We start from the raw sequence: 16,689 nt of genomic DNA, 5'->3' as shown, positions 1-16,689 counted from the left end.
GTGTGCCCTGAGGCTGCAGCGTGAGGCATCAGGGCTTTCCTGCGGAGGCGTATTGGCCTCCTAATCCGGCCGAGCGCGCAAGCCGATCACACAGCTTGGGTCAGCGCTGCGGCGCGACTTCCATCGCTGTCGCCGCGCCCTGCTCGCCAGGCAGCTTCAGCCCCTTGGGCAGCGGAAACATGATGTGCTCGGTCACACCATCGAGCTGACTGACCGAGCCTGCCCCGCGGGCCTTGAGTGTGGAGATGACTTCCTTGACGAGTACCTCGGGTGCCGAGGCGCCCGCAGTCACGCCGAAGCGGCGCGCGCCTTCGAGCCATTGCGGCTGAATCTCGTGCGCGCCGTCGACCATGTAGGCGCGGGCGCCGAGCTTTTCCGCCAGCTCACGCAGGCGATTGGAGTTGCTGCTGGTCGGACTGCCCACGACGATGACCACATCCACCTTGGGCGCCATGAACTTGACCGCGTCCTGCCGGTTCTGTGTGGCGTAGCAGATATCGTCCTTCTTTGGGGCGCGGATCAGCGGGAAGCGCGCGCGCAGGGCGTCGATCACGTCGCGGGTTTCGTCCACCGAGAGCGTGGTCTGCGAGACGTAGGCCAGCTTGGCCGGGTCCTTGACCGAGATGCGGCTGACATCCTCGATCGTCTCGACGAGGATCATGCCGTCCTCGGTCTGGCCCATCGTGCCTTCCACCTCGGGGTGGCCGGCATGGCCGATCATGATGATCTCGTAGCCCTCCTTGCGCAGCTTGAGGACTTCGATGTGCACCTTGGTGACCAGCGGGCAGGTGGCATCGAACACACGCAGTCCGCGGGCCTGCGACTCACGTCGGACCGACTTCGGCACGCCGTGCGCTGAGTAGATCAGCGTGGCGCCCTGCGGCACATCCGCAAGATCTTCGATGAACACGGCGCCCTTGGCGCGCAGACCTTCCACCACAAAGGTGTTGTGCACGATCTCGTGGCGCACGTAGATCGGTGCGCCATAGAGCGTGAGCGCGCGTTCAACGATCTCGATGGCGCGATCCACGCCAGCACAGAAACCGCGCGGGTTGGCCAGCAGGATGTCGGCGTCCTCACCGCCCTGGCCCATCGGCTCACGGGTCACTTCATGGGCATCCATCACAGCACTCCGATGATCTTGACTTCAAAGCGGATCGGCTGACCCGCCAGCGGGTGGTTGAAGTCGAACAGCGCACCCTTCGCATCGATCTCCTTCACCACGCCGGCAAAGCGCCCAGCAGGACGATTCGCTGTCGCCGGGGCGTTGAACTCGACCACATCACCGGGCTCGAAGGTCGTCAGCAGCTCGCTCTCGCGCTTGAGCAGCTCGCGCGACACGCGCTGCACCAGCTCCGCGCTGCGCTGCCCGTAGGCCTCGCCGGCCGGCACGTCAAATACATGGTGCTCGCCTTGCGCGAGCCCGATCAAGCGCTGCTCCAGTGCCGGCGCCAGTTGACCAAGCCCCATCTGCAGGGTGGCGGGCTTGTCGGCAAAGGTGTTCAGGAAGTCCGCCTCCCCTGTTTGCGCGGCGTCGGCAGCCGCAGCGTGGGTCAGCGAGATGCGATAGTGCAGCGTTACAAACGAGTCCGCGCCGATCACCGGCTGCGCCCCCGCGTCTGCAGTCGCAGAGTCGGTTTGAACATTCAAGGCAGTCTCTCCAGAAGAATTCAGTTTAGATGCCCATTACCGACTGGCCCGAGAACGACCGACCGCGCGAAAAGATGCTCTCTCTCGGCCCGGGCGCTCTGAGCGACGCCGAGCTGCTGGCTGTGCTGCTCCGCGTGGGTGTGGCGGGCAAGAGCGCCGTGGACCTGGCCCGCGAGCTGCTCGGCCACTTCGGCTCGATCACGGCACTGATGCACGCGTCCCCGGCCGAGGTGTCAAAGATCAAGGGCCTGGGGCCTGCGAAGGCGCTCCAGTTCCAAGCGGCGCTTCAACTGGCGCGCCGCGCGCTGGATGAGCGCCTGCGCGAACCGACCGCCTTGTCGAGTCCCTCGGACGTCTCAGACTTTCTGCGCCTGCAGCTCGGCGGCGAACTGGCCGAGGTTTTCATGGTGCTGTTTCTGGACGCGCAGAACCGCCTCATCCGCGCCGAGCGGCTGTTCACCGGAACCCTGACACAGACAAGCGTGTACCCGCGAGAAGTCGTGAAAGCTGCGCTGGCGCACAACGCAGCCAGCGTGATCCTCGCGCACAACCACCCCTCCGGCGTGGCTGAGCCGAGCCAGGCCGATGTCAGCCTGACCGCCGCGCTGCGTGCCGCCCTTGCGCTGGTGGACGTTCAGGTACTCGATCACTTTGTAGTGACTGCCGGCACGGCCCGGTCGATGGCGCAGGCGGGCCTGATCTAGCAAGGTCGCAACGCGGCGAACCCGCCATGTCCGATGAATTAAATGCAACCCTCATGAGACTGCATCAACAGTGGAGCAGCTCCTCCAGTGCTTTCCCATGACGCAGCAGGGCAAGTGTTTGATCGGAAAGCCCTTTTCGTGATAGAGTCTCGGTCTTTGCGTATTGCGCCGAAGGCTTTTCCTTGAGGCGCAGTTGCAACCCATACCGAGATGCCGAGGCCGGCCGCACCTGACGGTGCCGCCCCTGTGAATCGGAAGCCGCTGCGGCAACCCTTCTGGCCAACCGTCATCAACCTATCAGACCGAAGAACTGTGGAGTGTCAGCATGGCACGCGTATGTGAAGTGACGGGCAAGCGCCCGATGGTGGGCAACAACGTCTCCCACGCCAACAACAAGACCAAGCGCCGCTTTCTGCCCAACCTGCAGAACCGCCGCATCTGGGTTGAGAGCGAGAACCGTTGGGTCTCCCTGCGCCTGACCAACGCCGGTCTGCGTACCATCGAGAAGCGTGGCGTGGACACCGTGCTGGCCGAAATGCGCGCCGCCGGCAAGATCTGAATCAACGGCTGACCCAGGAGCACTCATCATGCGTGAAAAGATCAAGCTCGAGTCGACCGCTGGTACCGGTCACTTCTACACCACCACCAAGAACAAGAAGACCAAGCCTGAGAAGATGCTGATCAAGAAGTTTGATCCGGTCGCTCGCAAGCATGTGGAATACAAGGAAACCAAGATCAAGTAATTGATCCAGCACCAAAACAAAAGGCCCGCATCGCGGGCCTTTTGTTTTGGTGCTGGTCCGGCGCACTCGTTTAGCGCCGGTACACGCACCTAGAAGTCGCGCCAGATGAAGCGGGCCGCCACAGGCATGTCAGGTCCGCCCGGCGCGGAAGCCATGCCGTCAGTGGCCCAGCCCATGTCATCAAATAGATAGCGCAGGTTCATGGGCTCCTGCTGCCTCGAACGGCTTCCATAAGAGCCGACGATCAGCCGCCCGCCGTCAGCAACGATGTCGCGTCCGATGCGCTTCAGATAGGCCGGCACGAACTCGGGCGGCACCAGATCGACGCTGGTGTAGACATACAAGTACTGCCGCGGTGGAACCCAGTCCCAGGCATTGCCGATGTAAAAGTTGCGCGAGAACAGCGACATGCGCTTCTGGGCCTGCTCGATGAGCAGCTTGCCGGCGTCCAGCCCATGCGGCGTCAGGAAGATCTCCTTCTCCTCCGCCCACTTGACCAGTGACTCCAGCAGATAGCCGTTGGCACAACCCAGGTTGAGCAAGTCACCGTCGCCTTCGATGGCTTGCACGATCGGACGCCGCTGTGTTTCCCAGCGGCGCTGGCTGCCGGAAAAGCCGCATTGGCGCAGCGGGCTTTCCTGCATGAGATACGCGCGCTCCATGGCGCGCAAGCGAGACAGAAACTCTTCAGAGAGCGGAGTCTGCTCGGACCATGGCTGAGTGGGCAGGAAACCTGCCTGCTTTTCCGCCATGGGCCTCAGGCGACAGCGTAGCGACGAAGGCGCAGCGACATCTCTTCAAGCGCCTGCACTCCACTGGATTCCGCCTTGGCACACCAGTCCTGCAGCTTCTTGATGAGTTGCTCGCGCGACTCGGATGAGCGTGCCCAGATTTGGGCGAGTTCATCGCGCATTTCGTAAAGCTTCTTGAGCTTCTCGCTCTGGGCCAGGATGTCGGCCAGGTGTGCGCGTGCGTCGGCAGACAGCTTGCTTGCATCCACTTGCAGCCAGCGCTTGGCCGACTTCACCTGCTCGCACTCGCCGCCGCGCTGGGCGAACAGTTTGGCGCGCTCGGACTTGTAGGCGGCCTTCAGCGTCTTGGCGTAGGTCCGCATGACTTCGAAGCGATGGGCCACGATTGCATCGAGCGTCTGGCCGTCGGCCTGCGCCTTGGCCATCGGCTGGAGCTTCAACTTGGGAATGGTCTTGCGCGCCTTGGCCAGACCGAGCAGCTCCAGGATGCGGATGTACATCCAGCCGATGTCGAACTCGTACCAGCGGGCCGACAGCTTGGCCGAAGAAGCAAAAGCGTGATGGTTGTTGTGCAGCTCTTCGCCACCGATGATGATGCCCCAGGGCAGGATGTTGGTGGAGGCGTCAGGGCAGTCAAAGTTGCGATAGCCGTGCGTATGGCCTGTGCCGTTGATGATGCCGGCAGCGGTGATCGGAATCCACATCAGCTGCACGGCCCAGATCGTCAGGCCCGCAGCACCGAAGAGAGCAAGGTCGATCAGCAGCATCACGCCCATGCCCTGCCAGGTGAAGCGCGAATACACGTTGCGCTCGACCCAGTCTTCCGGGCAGCCGTGCTTGTAGCGCTCGATGGTTTCCTTGTTCTTCGCTTCTGCGCGATACATCGACACGCCAAAGCGCAGGATCGTCCAGTGACCATGGACCTGCGGGCTGTGCGGGTCTTCCGGGGTTTCGCACTTGGCGTGATGCTTGCGGTGAATCGCAACCCATTCACGCGTGACCATGCCGGTCGTCAGCCACAACCAGAGACGGAAGAAGTGGGCCACCGCCGGGTGCAGATCCAGTGCGCGGTGCGCCATGGCGCGGTGCAGATAGATCGTTACCGATGCGATGGTGATGTGCGTCAGCACCAGCAGCACGACGAGCAGCTGCCAGCCGGACAGATCAAGCAAGCCCGTGTTGAAAAAACCGAGCAAGCCGTCGGTGAATCCTGTCATTGCGTCCTCACTCCTTATGAACCGCGGATTTTAGGCCGTCCCTCGTCGAAACGATGCTTTCTCCAGCCGCATTGTTGAGGTGGATCACACGTTGCGGATATGGCACCGAAACGCCCTCGGCCTTGAAGCGGGCCCAAACAGCCCGTGCCACATCAGACCGCACACCGCCGGTTCCGTTCTCGGGATCAGGGATGAAGAAGCTCACCTGCAAATCGATTCCGTCTGCTCCAAACCCCAGCACCATCGCATTGGGTGCAGGATCGGCAACCACGCGAGAGTGCTCCTTCGCGCAGTCCTCGAGAATGCGCAGCGCAAGATCGAGATCGCCTTCGTAGCTGACGCTCACGGGCAGCTTGACCTGCGTGCGAGAGTCCGAGTGAGTGTTGTTCTGAACCGGCGTGGACACCAGCATCTCATTCGGAATGATCGCTTCGCTGGAGTCAAAACCCTGCACCACGGTGTAGCGCGTGGTGATCTGCGTGACGCGTCCGTAATACTTGTCCACGGTGATCATGTCGCCGATCTTCACCGAACGATCGAGCAGGATGATGAAGCCCGACACGTAGTTGCTCGCAATACGCTGCAGACCGAGACCGAGGCCCACGCCCAGGGCGCCGCCAAACACCGACAGTGCCCCGAGCGGAAATCCGACGATCGACAGGCCGAGCAGCACGCCGATGAGCAACAGCACCGCCTTGGCCACGCGCGACAAGACTACGCGCGTGCTGGAGTCCAGTCCGGCGGCCTTGTTGAGTTGCGCCTCGATCGCGGTCCCAGCCCACAGTGCCGCCAGCAGCGTCACACCCACAGCGATCACGCCAGCGAGCAGCTCGGCGACATTCACCTTTGCGCCGCCGATCGGGAATGCGAAGCTTTCCAGCCAGTCCCAGACCGGGCGATACCAGCCAGTCACGAGCAGGACCAGCATCAGCCACAGGCTGATCACGATCCAGCGCTCAAACGACTCTATCCAGGCCGCAGCCTTGAAGCTCGTGCGCAGCACATGCACAACGAGCCGAACGACGGCGAAAGTAGCGAGCCAAAGCAGCGCAACACGTACAAAAGCCGTATTCACGCCTGCATGCTGCAGAGCCATGCGCAACAAAAGCAGCATCACGAGCGCGATGAGCGGTGTGCTGATGTGCAGGGTCAGCCTGGCCGCTGCGACGTGCGCCTCCTGGCGAGTCCGCAGCCAGCGCGTGACTGACCAGCCGATCAGCAGGGCGAGCGCAATCGCGGCGAGCTGCCACAGGACTGCAGGGCTGCGCAAGTCAGCCAGCAGCTCAGCCATTTCCCGGAAGAAATTGACATCGTTTGATGGAATCGGCGTGGCCGGAGCGGGTGCGATCGGAACGGCGGGGGCAATCGTCATTTCGATGGTTTGAGACATCAAGGCACGCGGCGCTCGAGCACCGCAGCGAAGAAGCCGTCAGTCTGGTGCACATGCGGCAGCAACTGCAGCATCGGCCCCTCGGACAACGGCAGACCAGCGGGCCAGTCAGTGGCCGCGCGCAGGAGACCCGCGGCATCCAGCAGCGTGTAGTCCGTCTGGCTGTCCAGAAAGGCCTGAACCACGCCCGAATTCTCCTGCTTCAGGATGCTGCAGGTTGCGTAGACCAGTCGCCCGCCCGGCTTCACAAGACGTGCGGCACTGCGCAGGATCCCGAGCTGCTTGTCATGCAGCTCCGTCACATCGGAAGGCTGCTGCCGCCATTTGAGATCGGGATTGCGGCGCAGGGTTCCCAGACCGCTGCACGGTGCATCAACCAGCACCCGATCCAGCTTGCCGCTGAGACGCTTGATGCGCGCATCGTTCTCGCTCTCGATCGCGATGCTCACGACGTTGGACAAACCGCTTCGTGCCAGACGTGGCTTCAGCTTGTCCAGACGCTTTGATGACACATCGAAGGCATACACACGGCCCGTACCGCGCATCTGTGCGCCAATGGCCAGGGTCTTGCCGCCCGCACCGGCGCAGAAGTCCGCCACCATCTCACCACGGCGTGCGCCGAGCAACAGGGCGAGCAGCTGCGAACCCTCGTCCTGCACCTCAATGCCGCCCTGCTCGAAAATCTCGAGTTTGCTTACGTTGGGCCGCCCCGCCACGCGGATGCCCCAGGGGGAGATCGGCGTGGGTTCGGCCGTCAAGCCGGCAGCGCGCAATGCGGCCAGCGCCGTCTCGCGCTCGGACTTCATGAGATTGACGCGCAGGTCCAGCGGCGCCGGCTGGTTCAGCGCCGCAAGCAGCGCTTCGCTCGACTCAGCACCGAACTCGGTGAAGAGCTCTGCATACAGCCAATCCGGCGCGCTCAAGCGGACGGCGGGTTCAAGGCTTGCCGGATCAGTGCGCAGCACGCCGGCCGCCTTCCTGGCCAGCGCGTCCGGTACGGCACGCGCAAGCGCCGCAGCGCCGCCATGCCGCGCGATGGCGAGCAGGGCGAGTCTCTGCAGGGGTGCAGCGTCGAGCTGGCTGGCCAGATGCTCGAACAGGCGCTTCTCGCGCAGCACGGCAAAGACTGTCTCGGCAAGCCAGGCGCGATCACGCACGCCGAGCTCGCGCTCGCTGCGCAGATAACGCGACACCACCGCATCTGCGGGGTACTGAAAGCGCAGCACTTCACCCAGCGCACCCACCACATGGCGCAGCGTCGCCGGGGCAATCTGTCCTTCGGGGAAGCCGCTGGCTGCCCCCACTTCCGGCGCCCGCATCAGGCGCCCACGACCAGAGTGGGCATGCCGGACACCACCACCTGCCGGCCTTCGATGGCGATGCGGTCCTCCACCAGCGCGCGCACCACCGCCGGGAGCAGCTTGTGCTCCTGCGCCAGAACGCGATCGGCGAGCGAGTCTTCCGTGTCGTCCGCCATCACCGGAACAATCGCTTGCGCGATGATCGGCCCGCCATCCACAGCCGGGGTCACGAAATGCACGGTGCAGCCGTGCACCCTCACCCCGGCGGCGAGCGCCTGACGGTGCGTGGCCAGTCCGGGAAAGGACGGCAGCAGACTCGGGTGGATGTTCACGAGCCGGCCACGGAAGCTGTTCACGAAACCTTCCGACAACACACGCATGAAACCGGCGAGGATCACGTAATCCGCACGCAAGGCTTCCAGCGTCTTCTTGAGCATGGCATCGAAGGCCTCGCGACCGGCGAACTGCTTGTGGTCGATCACCTGCGTGGGAATGCCGGCGGCGCGAGCGACCTCGAGCCCCGCTGCGTTGGGGCGGCTGCTGATGACGGCGACGACCTTGCAAGGCCATTTTTCGGCCTGGTGGGCCTTGAGAATGGCTTCCATGTTGGAGCCGCGGCCCGAGATGAGGATGGCAATGTTTTTGTGCTTCACGCCACGATTGTAGGCGGGGGTGGGTGAAAACCCGCGTACGGGCTCAGGCGCTGACATACACTCGGCCGCGCAAGTCTTTCAAGCGGTGCACGTGCTGCAGAACAAGCCGCGTCCGACTCCCCTGCCGGTCGTCAGGCTCACAGTCTGTTCTCGTTCTATCTCCCCTGAGTGTCTTGTCCTGGCGGCGCCCGAGCCCTCCTGCGAGTGCATGCCGCCCGGTTGTTCTCATAACTCACATCAAGGATCGATTTACATGGCTACAGGCGTCGTCAAGTGGTTCAACGAAACCAAGGGATTCGGTTTCATTGCGCCCGATGAAGGTGGTCCGGACGTGTTCGCGCACTTCTCGGCCATCCAAGGCAACGGCTTCCGCACACTGACGGAGAACCAGCGCGTGAGCTTCGACGTGACCAGCGGCCCCAAGGGCATGCAGGCCTCGAACATCCGCCCGGAGTGATCCGTCGTGCCGCACCTGCGTTTGGTGCTGCAAAGGGCCCGCTTCGGCGGGCCCTTTTCGTTTCTGCCGCTTCAAGCTGCAATGCTGGCGCTTGAAGTGCATTCGAACCTGGAGGATCGATCATGAACGTATTCAAGTGGATCGGGATTCTGCTGACCGCAGTTGGCTGGCTGTGCGGTGCAGTGTTGGTGGCTGCACCCTTGATGAGTGGCTTCACCGGCTCCAGCACCCTGCTCTGGCTGCTGTTCCTGTTTTGCTTCTCGATTGGGGTGTTCACGGCGCTGTCGGGCATGGGCGAGTTGTCGACCGCAGGGGTGCTGCAGGCATCCGGCATCGGCCCGATGCTGCTCGCTCTGGCCAGCGGCGCGCTGCTACTCGGTTCCGGCCTGGGGCTGGGTCGATACTCGGCCACGCTGACGCACTGGATCATGTTCTTCGGCGGTATCTTCATCGCCCCGACGCTGATGTGGGGTGCCGGCGCCGTGGAGCGGCTCAAGCGCGGCGAAAACGCCTCGTAGGAGGCGCTCTCGGAAAGCCTTCCCGATTGTCTCGTGGTGAAAGCGGGGGTTCGGCGAGCACGGCTCGCCGCCGCTGGAACGGCGAGCGCATGCAGGCGCGAGCTCCCTGCACCACTGTCTCGCTTGTCTGGTGCGGGTTTCCAGCCAATTTGGCCTGAAAACCCGCATGGATGCTGGACCTGCACCTGCGGATCGTGGCGTGCCGGCCCCCTACAATCGGCTACATGCGAATCCTGCGCGGGCTGCCGCTCACTCCCTCCAATCGCGACACCGCCCTGGCCATCGGCAACTTCGATGGTGTGCACCGGGGCCATCAGGCGCTGATCGACGCGCTCAAGGCCCACGCCCGGCCCCGCGGTCTGGCCTGCGCGGTGATGAGCTTCGAGCCGCATCCGCGCCACTACTTTGCGCAGCTTGCCCGTAAGCCGGAGGCCGCGCCGCGGCGCATCTCGACCCTGCGCGACCGGCTCGACGCGCTCGCGGCCCACGGCGTGGACACCACCTTTCTGCTGCGCTTCAACCGCGCGCTGGCCGGCATGACGGCCGAAAGCTTTGTGCGCGATCTCGTGGTGGCGGCCTGCCGCGCGAAGTTCGTGATGGTGGGCGAGGACTTCCGCTTCGGCAGCAAGCGTGCCGGTGACGTATACCTGCTCAAGCGCATGGGTGCGGAACTCGGCTTTGCCGTCTCGACCCTGTCGGACGTGAAGGAAAACGGCGCGCGCATCTCCAGCAGTCTGGTCCGTGATGCGCTGGAAGCGGGTTGCATGGATCTGGCCGCCGAGCTGCTGGGACGCCCCTACGCCCTCTCCGGTCACGTGGTGCATGGCGCCAAGCTCGGCCGCAAGCTCGACTTTCCGACGCTGAACCTGCGCCTGCCCGCCTCCGAGCGCTTTGGCCAGCCTGCCGCGCGCGGCATCTTCGTGGTGCAGGTGCACGGCTTGGCGCCTGCGCCCCTTCCGGGCGTAGCCAGTCTGGGCCTGAGGCCGACGGTGGATGAGTCCGGCCGCTGGCTGCTTGAGACGCATCTGCTCGACTGGCAGGGCGACGCCTATGGGAAAATCGTCCGCGTGGAACTGCTCAAGAAACTTCGTGACGAGGAAAAGTACGACGGCCTGCCGGCTTTGACGGCGGCCATCGCACGCGACGCGGCCGCTGCCCGCGCCTGGTTCGCCTCCGCCGCGGCCACAGCCCAGCCCGACGGCGCCCCACGAATTAGCCAGGGGTGAGCGCGGCGGCCTACTGAACCCCTGGCCGCCCGCTTCACCCCGACCACCGCATCACCTCGCCGCATGCGCGCCCTCAGCCGCGCCGCGCGCAGACCCCGAATCCACCGACAGCATCCACCGAGATTTCAAGCCATGTCCGAAGACAGCAAGAAGCCCGACTACCGATCGACCCTGAACCTGCCTGACACCCCCTTCCCCATGCGCGGCGACCTGCCCAAGCGCGAGCCGCATTGGGTCAAGGAGTGGGAAGACAAGGGCGTGTACACGGCCATCCGCCGCGCCAGCGCCGGGCGGCCCAAGTTCATCCTGCACGACGGCCCGCCGTATGCGAATGGCGACCTGCACATCGGCCACGCCGTGAACAAGATCCTCAAGGACATCGTGGTCAAGACCCGCACGATGGCCGGCTTCGATGCGCCCTACGTGCCCGGCTGGGATTGCCACGGCATGCCCATCGAGATCCGCATCGAGAAGGAATTCGGCAAGCACCTGCCCACCGACGAGCTGCAGCGCAAGGCGCGCGCCTACGCCGAGACGCAGATCGACAAGCAGCGCGTCGACTTCAAGCGCCTGGGGGTGCTGGGCGACTGGGGCAATCCCTACAAGACCATGGCCTACAAGAACGAGGCCGATGAGATCCGTGCCCTGGGCAGGATCGTCGAGAAGGGCTTCGTCTTCCAAGGGCTGAAGCCCGTGAACTGGTGCTTTGACTGCGGCAGCGCCCTGGCCGAGGCCGAGGTCGAGTATCAGGACAAGGTGGACTTTGCCGTGGATGTGGCCTTCCCGATCAGCGTGGAAGACGCACCGGCCCTGGCCAAGGCCTTCGGGCTGAAAAAGCTGCCCAAGCCCACGGCCATCGTGATCTGGACCACCACGCCGTGGACCATCCCGTCCAACCAGGCGCTGAACCTGCACCCGGAGTTCGAGTACGCGCTCATGGATGCCGGCGACCGGATGTTCGTGATCGCCAAGGACCTGATCGAGAACAACGCCAACCGCTGGAAGCTGCCCAGCTTCACCCTGGCCGGCACGGCCAAGGGTGCGGCGCTCGACGGTCTGCGCTTCCAGCATCCGCTGGCGCATGTGCATGAGGGCTTTGCACGCTTCTCGCCGGTGTATCTGGGCGACTACGTCACGCTCGAACAGGGCACAGGTGTGGTGCACTCCGCGCCGGCCTACGGCGAGGAAGACTTCCTGTCCTGCAAGGCTCATGGCATGCAGGATGCGGACATCCTCAACCCCGTGCAGGGCGACGGCGTGTATGCCAGCTGGCTGCCGTTCTTTGCGGGGCTGTCGATCTGGGACGCCAATCCGAAGATCGTCGAGAAGCTGCGCGAAGCCGGCACCCTGCTTTTTGCCGAGAAGTTCAAGCACAGCTACATGCACTGCTGGCGCCACAAGACGCCCATCATCTACCGCGCCACCAGCCAGTGGTTCGCCGGCATGGACCGCACCGGCCACGGCGACACCCGGACCCTGCGCGAGACCGCACTGGCCGCCATCGATGCCACGCAGTTCTTCCCGGCATGGGGCAAGCCGCGCCTGCAGAACATGATCGCCCACCGCCCGGACTGGACACTTTCGCGCCAGCGCCAGTGGGGCGTGCCGATGGCCTTCCTGGTGCACAAGGAGACCGGCGAGCTGCATCCGCGCACGCTCGACCTGCTTGAGGCAGTCGCCAGGCGCGTGGAGACGGGTGGCATCGAAAGCTGGCAGACCGTGACTGCCGCCGAGCTGCTCGCCGAGATCGGCTGTGCGGCTGATGCGCCGATGTACCTGAAGAACAAGGACACGCTGGACGTCTGGTTCGACTCCGGCACCACGCACATGCACGTGATGCTCGGCTCGCACCCGGCCGACCACCAGTGGCCGGCCGACCTGTACCTGGAAGGCAGCGACCAGCACCGCGGCTGGTTCCATTCCTCGCTCCTGACCGGCGCCATGCTGCAAGGCCGCGCGCCCTACAAGGCCCTGCTCACCCACGGCTTTGCCGTGGACGGCGAGGGCAAGAAGATGAGCAAGAGCGTGGGCAACGTGGTGGTCCCGCAGGAGGTGTCCAACAAGCTGGGCGCCGAGATCCTGCGTCTGTGGGTGGCGAGCACCGACTACTCCGGCGATCTGTCGATCGACGACGAGATCCTCAAGCGCGTGGTGGAGATCTACCGCCGTGTGCGCAACACGCTCAAGTTCCTGCTGGCCAACATCAGCGACTTCGACGCGGCCGCCGACGCCGTGCCGGTAGATCAGATGCTGGAGATCGACCGCTATGCACTCGCGCTCACCGCGCAGCTGGATGCGCAGATCCGCGCCAGCAACGCGGCCTACGAGTTCCACCCGGTCATCAGCAAGCTGCAGAACTTCTGCGCCGAGGACCTGGGTGCCTTCTACCTGGACATCCTCAAAGACCGGCTCTACACCACCGCGCCCAAGAGCCTCGCACGGCGCAGCGCGCAAACGGCGCTGTCGCACATCACGCGCTGGCTGGTCACGACCATGGCGCCCTTCCTGAGCTTCACGGCCGAGGAAGCCTGGAGCTTCATCACGCCGGGGTCGGTGACCGTGTTCACCGAGCTGACGCATGAGATTCCGGCGGTGGCTAACGCCGATGCGCTGCTGCACAAGTGGACGCTGCTGCGGGAGTGGAAGGTCGGCGTCACCAAGGCGATTGAAGACCTGCGCATGCAGGGCAAGGTGGGTGCCAGCCTGCAGGCCGAGCTGGACGTGTGGGCCGAAGGCGAGCTGCTGAGTGCGCTTCAGAGCCTGGGCGACGATCTGCGCTTTGTCACCATCACCAGCCGCGCCACGGTGCATGCCGGTGCAGAGCGCATCGAGGTCACGCCGACCGACCACAAGAAGTGCGAGCGTTGCTGGCACTGGCGCGACGACGTGGGCCACGACCCTGCACACCCGCACGTCTGCGGCCGCTGCACAAGCAATCTGTACGGTGAAGGCGAGGCGCGGGCCCATGCCTGAGGCCCGCCGCAGAGCCGATCTCGCTTGTCTGGCGCGGGTTTCCAGCCATTTTGGCCTGGAAACCCGCATGAATACTCGATCTACGTTTTCAGAAAGTTCTTGTGAAGCTGTTTGAATCCGCCATTCCCACGCCGCGCTCCTGGTTCGCCCGAGTGATCCCCTGGCTGCTGATTGCCGGAGTCATCATCGGCCTGGATCAGGTGAGCAAGTTCTGGATCCTGGCGAACTTCGAGCACCGCGACGTGATGCCGATCACGAGCTTCTTCAACCTTGTGCGCGTGCACAACCCGGGCGCGGCCTTCAGCTTCCTGGCGGGTGCATCCGGCTGGCAGCGTGAGTTCTTCATCGGCGTGGCGCTCATTGCCACCGTGCTGATTCTCTGGCAGCTGGGCAAGTACTGGTTCCAGCGCTGGTATGCGCTGTCGCTGTCGATGATCCTGGGCGGCGCGCTGGGCAATGTGATCGACCGCTGGGAGCACGGCTACGTGGTGGACTTTCTGGACATCCATGTGGCCGGCTGGCACTGGCCCGCCTTCAACCTGGCCGATTCCGCCATCGTGGGCGGCGCTATCCTGCTGGTGGTGGATGAGTTCATCCGCACCCGCAAGGGCAGCGCTTGATGATCGAGACCGTCACGCTGTTCCGGCCGACTGGCCCGGAGGAACTGAAGCTTGTGCAGGCCTCAGGATTCAAGCGCTGGCCGCCACGCTTGCCCGAGCAGCCGATCTTCTATCCGGTGACCAACGAGGCCTACGCCATCGAGATCGCGCGCGACTGGAACGTACCTGCCTCCGGCGCAGGTTTCGTGACACGTTTTGCAGTCACCAAGTCGTTCATGGACCGTTTTCCCGTACAGACGGTGGGTGCATCGCATCACACAGAATGGTGGGTGCCGGCCGAGGATCTCGAAGCGCTCAACGACCAGATCGTTGGGTCGATCGAGGTCATTCACGAATTTCGCCGCTCTCCGACCTGAAAGCAGGAGTCCTCGCATGCCTGATCTCGCCTCCAAACACATCCTGCTGGGCATGACCGGCGGCGTGGCGGCCTACAAGGTGGCCGAACTGGCGCGGCGCCTGCAGGACGAGGGCGCGACGGTTCAAGTGGTGATGACGGAGTCGGCCACGCAGTTCATCACGCCCGTGACGATGCAGGCCCTCACCGGCCGGCCGGTCTACACCAGCGCCTGGGATGCGCGCGTTGCCAACAACATGCCGCACATCGATCTGTCGCGCGAAGCGGATGTGATCGTGATCGCGCCTGCGAGCGCCGACTTCATGGCCAAGGTGGCGCACGGCCTGGCTGACGATCTGCTCTCCACCCTGGTGCTCGCGCGCAAGGTGCCGCTGCTGATGGCCCCGGCCATGAACGTGGAGATGTGGAGCAACCCCGCCACGCAGCGCAATGTCGCCACCCTGCGTGGCGATGGTGTGGGCCTGCTCGGCCCCGCCGTGGGCGATCAGGCCTGCGGCGAAGTGGGCAGTGGCCGCATGCTGGAGCCGCACGAACTGCTGGCGGAGATCACCGCGCACTTCCAGCCCAAGGTGCTGGCGGGCAAGCGCGTGCTGATCACCGCCGGTCCGACCTTCGAGCCGATCGACCCCGTGCGCGGCATCACCAATGTCTCCAGCGGCAAGATGGGTTACGCCGTGGCGCGCGCCGCCTGGGAGGCCGGTGCCAGCGTTTATTTGGTCAGTGGCCCCACCGCCCTCCCCACGCCGCACGGCGTGAGCCGCGTGAACGTGCAGACCGCACGCGAAATGCTGGCCGCCGTGCAGGCCCAGACCGAGGGCAGCGACGTCTTCATCAGCGTCGCGGCCGTGAGCGACTGGCGCGTGGAGAACGCATCGGACAGAAAGCTCAAGAAGAGCGCGGGCGGCGTGCCCGCCCTGCAATTCACCGAGAACCCGGACATCCTGGCCACTGTTGCGGCGGCCGGCAAGGCTGCGGGCCGCCCCTACTGCGTGGGCTTTGCGGCCGAGACCGATCACATCGAGCAGTACGCGCGCGAGAAGCGCGCCCGAAAGGGCGTGCCTTTGCTCGTGGCCAACAACGCACGCAGCGCCATGGGGGCAGATGCCAACACGCTCTGGCTGTTCGACGACGCCGGCGTGACCACCTTGCCCGAGCTGCCCAAGCTATCGGCTGCGCGGCGGCTGATCAGCGAGATCGCGCGCCGGCTGTAGCCCAGCCCTGTCCCCTGGACTGATCTGTGCGGCCACTTTTCGGCCCGCGGACACCCTTTTTGCGCCCGGTTTTCGTCGGGCCTTCACACGCCCGCCTCCTGCGTGACATCCCTCGGTGCAGACGCCACCTGCGCCAAGGGTCCGGCCCATGTGGGCACACCGCAAGGGCGCAAACGGTTGCAATCAGCACGTCATGAACGCGAGCGTTTGCATCGCGCGATAACGCGGGAACTGCCGCCGCAATCCAGCCTTTTTCTGGTCTTCCCTAGCTGCGACGTGCCGTCACACTTCTGCCGTGGACAAGCCGCATGGCGAGCGTCCATGCGCCCTTGCTCCTGACCACAGGGCTGGCGATGCATGTCTCAACCGCATTTCGCATTCAAGGAGATCTCGATGTTCAAGCACACCCTGTTCGCTGTTGCCGCCCTGACGCTGAGCGCCGGCGCACTGGCCAATGACCCCAAGGCCACCATCAAGACGCTGGACGATCGCCTGACCAAGCTGGGCGCTGCCAAGGTCGAAGGTACGCATGCCTTCGGCGACAAGACCGTGCCGGCCCTGTTCTTCGGCCCGCGCAAGCTCAATGGCAACTACGACATCGTGGACGACATCCGCAAGACCGCGGGTGCCACGGCGACTGTATTCGTCAAGGCGGGCGATGACTTCGTCCGTGTCAGCACCAACGTGCTCACGCCGGATGGCAAGCGCGGCGTCGCCACCCCGCTGGCACGCGCCAAGGCCTACGAGGCACTGAACAAGGGCCAGAGCTTCTGCGGCGACGTGGACGTGCTCGGCACGGCCTTCAACGCTTGCTACAACCCCGTCAAGGACGCCGGCGGCAAGGTGATCGGCGCCACCTACGTGGGCTTCAAGAAGTAAGCAGCAATCGCTGATTGCAGTCCGGCCGGCGGGCACATCG

18 protein-coding genes are annotated in these 16,689 nt (G+C 64.5%); 11 read left to right on the top strand and 7 right to left on the bottom strand.

The features are described 5' to 3' along the window. Positions 1-100: 100 nt before the first annotated feature. Together ispH and ACMDW7_RS05695 are read right to left on the bottom strand one after the other, a co-directional pair. Positions 101-1,123 (bottom strand): 4-hydroxy-3-methylbut-2-enyl diphosphate reductase, encoded by a 1,023-nt coding sequence (gene ispH, locus ACMDW7_RS05700; protein ID WP_377300381.1) that lies wholly within the window; start codon positions 1,121-1,123, stop codon positions 101-103. Beyond that, positions 1,123-1,650, bottom strand: coding sequence for an FKBP-type peptidyl-prolyl cis-trans isomerase (locus ACMDW7_RS05695; RefSeq protein WP_377300382.1), 528 nt, complete (start codon positions 1,648-1,650; stop codon positions 1,123-1,125). Before ACMDW7_RS05695 ends, ispH begins: the two co-directional genes overlap by 1 nt. Before the next feature lie 29 nt (positions 1,651-1,679). Here ACMDW7_RS05695 and radC point away from each other — a divergent pair, with 29 nt between their 5' ends. The 3 genes from radC to rpmG all read left to right on the top strand — a co-directional run bounded on the left by radC (position 1,680) and on the right by rpmG (position 3,097). Then, a complete protein-coding gene (gene radC / locus ACMDW7_RS05690) occupies positions 1,680-2,354 on the top strand; it encodes a RadC family protein (RefSeq protein ID WP_377300383.1) in 675 nt (224 codons plus the stop codon). Between the two features lie 325 nt (positions 2,355-2,679). After that, positions 2,680-2,913 carry a 50S ribosomal protein L28 gene (gene rpmB, locus ACMDW7_RS05685; protein ID WP_054126734.1) on the top strand — a complete coding sequence of 78 codons (234 nt, stop codon included), beginning with the start codon at positions 2,680-2,682 and terminating at the stop codon, positions 2,911-2,913. Between the two features lie 28 nt (positions 2,914-2,941). Continuing rightward, positions 2,942-3,097, top strand: a complete 156-nt coding sequence (gene rpmG / locus ACMDW7_RS05680) for a 50S ribosomal protein L33 (protein ID WP_054126733.1) — start codon at positions 2,942-2,944, stop codon at positions 3,095-3,097. A gap of 89 nt (positions 3,098-3,186) precedes the next feature. Here rpmG and ACMDW7_RS05675 read toward each other — a convergent pair whose 3' ends face one another. Genes ACMDW7_RS05675 through purN form a run of 5 tightly spaced genes read right to left on the bottom strand, consistent with a single transcriptional unit; the run spans position 3,187 to position 8,362 of the window. Beyond that, positions 3,187-3,849, bottom strand: a complete 663-nt coding sequence (locus ACMDW7_RS05675; RefSeq protein WP_377300384.1) for a hypothetical protein — start codon at positions 3,847-3,849, stop codon at positions 3,187-3,189. A gap of 5 nt (positions 3,850-3,854) precedes the next feature. Further along, on the bottom strand, positions 3,855-5,066 hold the full coding sequence (locus ACMDW7_RS05670; protein ID WP_377300385.1) for a fatty acid desaturase: 1,212 nt from the start codon (positions 5,064-5,066) through the stop codon (positions 3,855-3,857). 7 nt (positions 5,067-5,073) lie between these two features. Then, positions 5,074-6,456: a mechanosensitive ion channel family protein gene (locus tag ACMDW7_RS05665; RefSeq protein WP_377300386.1), complete on the bottom strand. Its 1,383-nt coding sequence runs from the start codon at positions 6,454-6,456 to the stop codon at positions 5,074-5,076. Beyond that, a complete protein-coding gene (locus ACMDW7_RS05660; protein WP_377300387.1) occupies positions 6,456-7,775 on the bottom strand; it encodes an RsmB/NOP family class I SAM-dependent RNA methyltransferase in 1,320 nt (439 codons plus the stop codon). The genes ACMDW7_RS05665 and ACMDW7_RS05660 overlap by 1 nt, the downstream gene beginning before the upstream one ends. Further along, a complete protein-coding gene (purN, locus tag ACMDW7_RS05655; RefSeq protein WP_377300472.1) occupies positions 7,775-8,362 on the bottom strand; it encodes a phosphoribosylglycinamide formyltransferase in 588 nt (195 codons plus the stop codon). Before purN ends, ACMDW7_RS05660 begins: the two co-directional genes overlap by 1 nt. 301 nt (positions 8,363-8,663) lie before the next feature. Here purN and ACMDW7_RS05650 point away from each other — a divergent pair, with 301 nt between their 5' ends. From ACMDW7_RS05650 to ACMDW7_RS05615, 8 genes are all read left to right on the top strand, one after another. Next, the gene (locus ACMDW7_RS05650) at positions 8,664-8,867 is read left to right on the top strand and encodes a cold-shock protein (RefSeq protein WP_377300388.1); all 204 of its coding nucleotides are present in this window, start codon (positions 8,664-8,666) and stop codon (positions 8,865-8,867) included. 122 nt (positions 8,868-8,989) lie between these two features. Next, complete coding sequence (locus tag ACMDW7_RS05645; RefSeq protein ID WP_377300389.1) at positions 8,990-9,385, top strand: hypothetical protein; 396 nt, start codon at positions 8,990-8,992, stop codon at positions 9,383-9,385. A 224-nt stretch (positions 9,386-9,609) separates the two neighbouring features. After that, positions 9,610-10,611: a bifunctional riboflavin kinase/FAD synthetase gene (locus tag ACMDW7_RS05640; protein ID WP_377300390.1), complete on the top strand. Its 1,002-nt coding sequence runs from the start codon at positions 9,610-9,612 to the stop codon at positions 10,609-10,611. Positions 10,612-10,743: 132 nt separating this feature from the next. Then, positions 10,744-13,584, top strand: coding sequence for an isoleucine--tRNA ligase (gene ileS / locus ACMDW7_RS05635; protein WP_377300391.1), 2,841 nt, complete (start codon positions 10,744-10,746; stop codon positions 13,582-13,584). A gap of 101 nt (positions 13,585-13,685) precedes the next feature. Continuing rightward, the gene (gene lspA, locus ACMDW7_RS05630) at positions 13,686-14,204 is read left to right on the top strand and encodes a signal peptidase II (RefSeq protein WP_377300392.1); all 519 of its coding nucleotides are present in this window, start codon (positions 13,686-13,688) and stop codon (positions 14,202-14,204) included. Beyond that, the gene (locus ACMDW7_RS05625; protein WP_377300393.1) at positions 14,204-14,560 is read left to right on the top strand and encodes a hypothetical protein; all 357 of its coding nucleotides are present in this window, start codon (positions 14,204-14,206) and stop codon (positions 14,558-14,560) included. Before lspA ends, ACMDW7_RS05625 begins: the two co-directional genes overlap by 1 nt. Before the next feature lie 16 nt (positions 14,561-14,576). Beyond that, positions 14,577-15,770, top strand: coding sequence for a bifunctional phosphopantothenoylcysteine decarboxylase/phosphopantothenate--cysteine ligase CoaBC (coaBC, locus tag ACMDW7_RS05620; RefSeq protein ID WP_377300394.1), 1,194 nt, complete (start codon positions 14,577-14,579; stop codon positions 15,768-15,770). 393 nt (positions 15,771-16,163) lie between these two features. Continuing rightward, positions 16,164-16,649, top strand: coding sequence for a Cache 3/Cache 2 fusion domain-containing protein (locus ACMDW7_RS05615; protein WP_377300395.1), 486 nt, complete (start codon positions 16,164-16,166; stop codon positions 16,647-16,649). Positions 16,650-16,689: the final 40 nt, after the last annotated feature.

Origin of the sequence: Piscinibacterium candidicorallinum, assembly GCF_047549485.1 — a bacterium.
GTDB classification, from domain to species: domain Bacteria; phylum Pseudomonadota; class Gammaproteobacteria; order Burkholderiales; family Burkholderiaceae_C; genus Piscinibacterium; species Piscinibacterium candidicorallinum.
The sequence above is the reverse complement of the archived record's forward strand: the minus strand, read 5'-3'. Positions and strand labels throughout refer to the sequence as shown.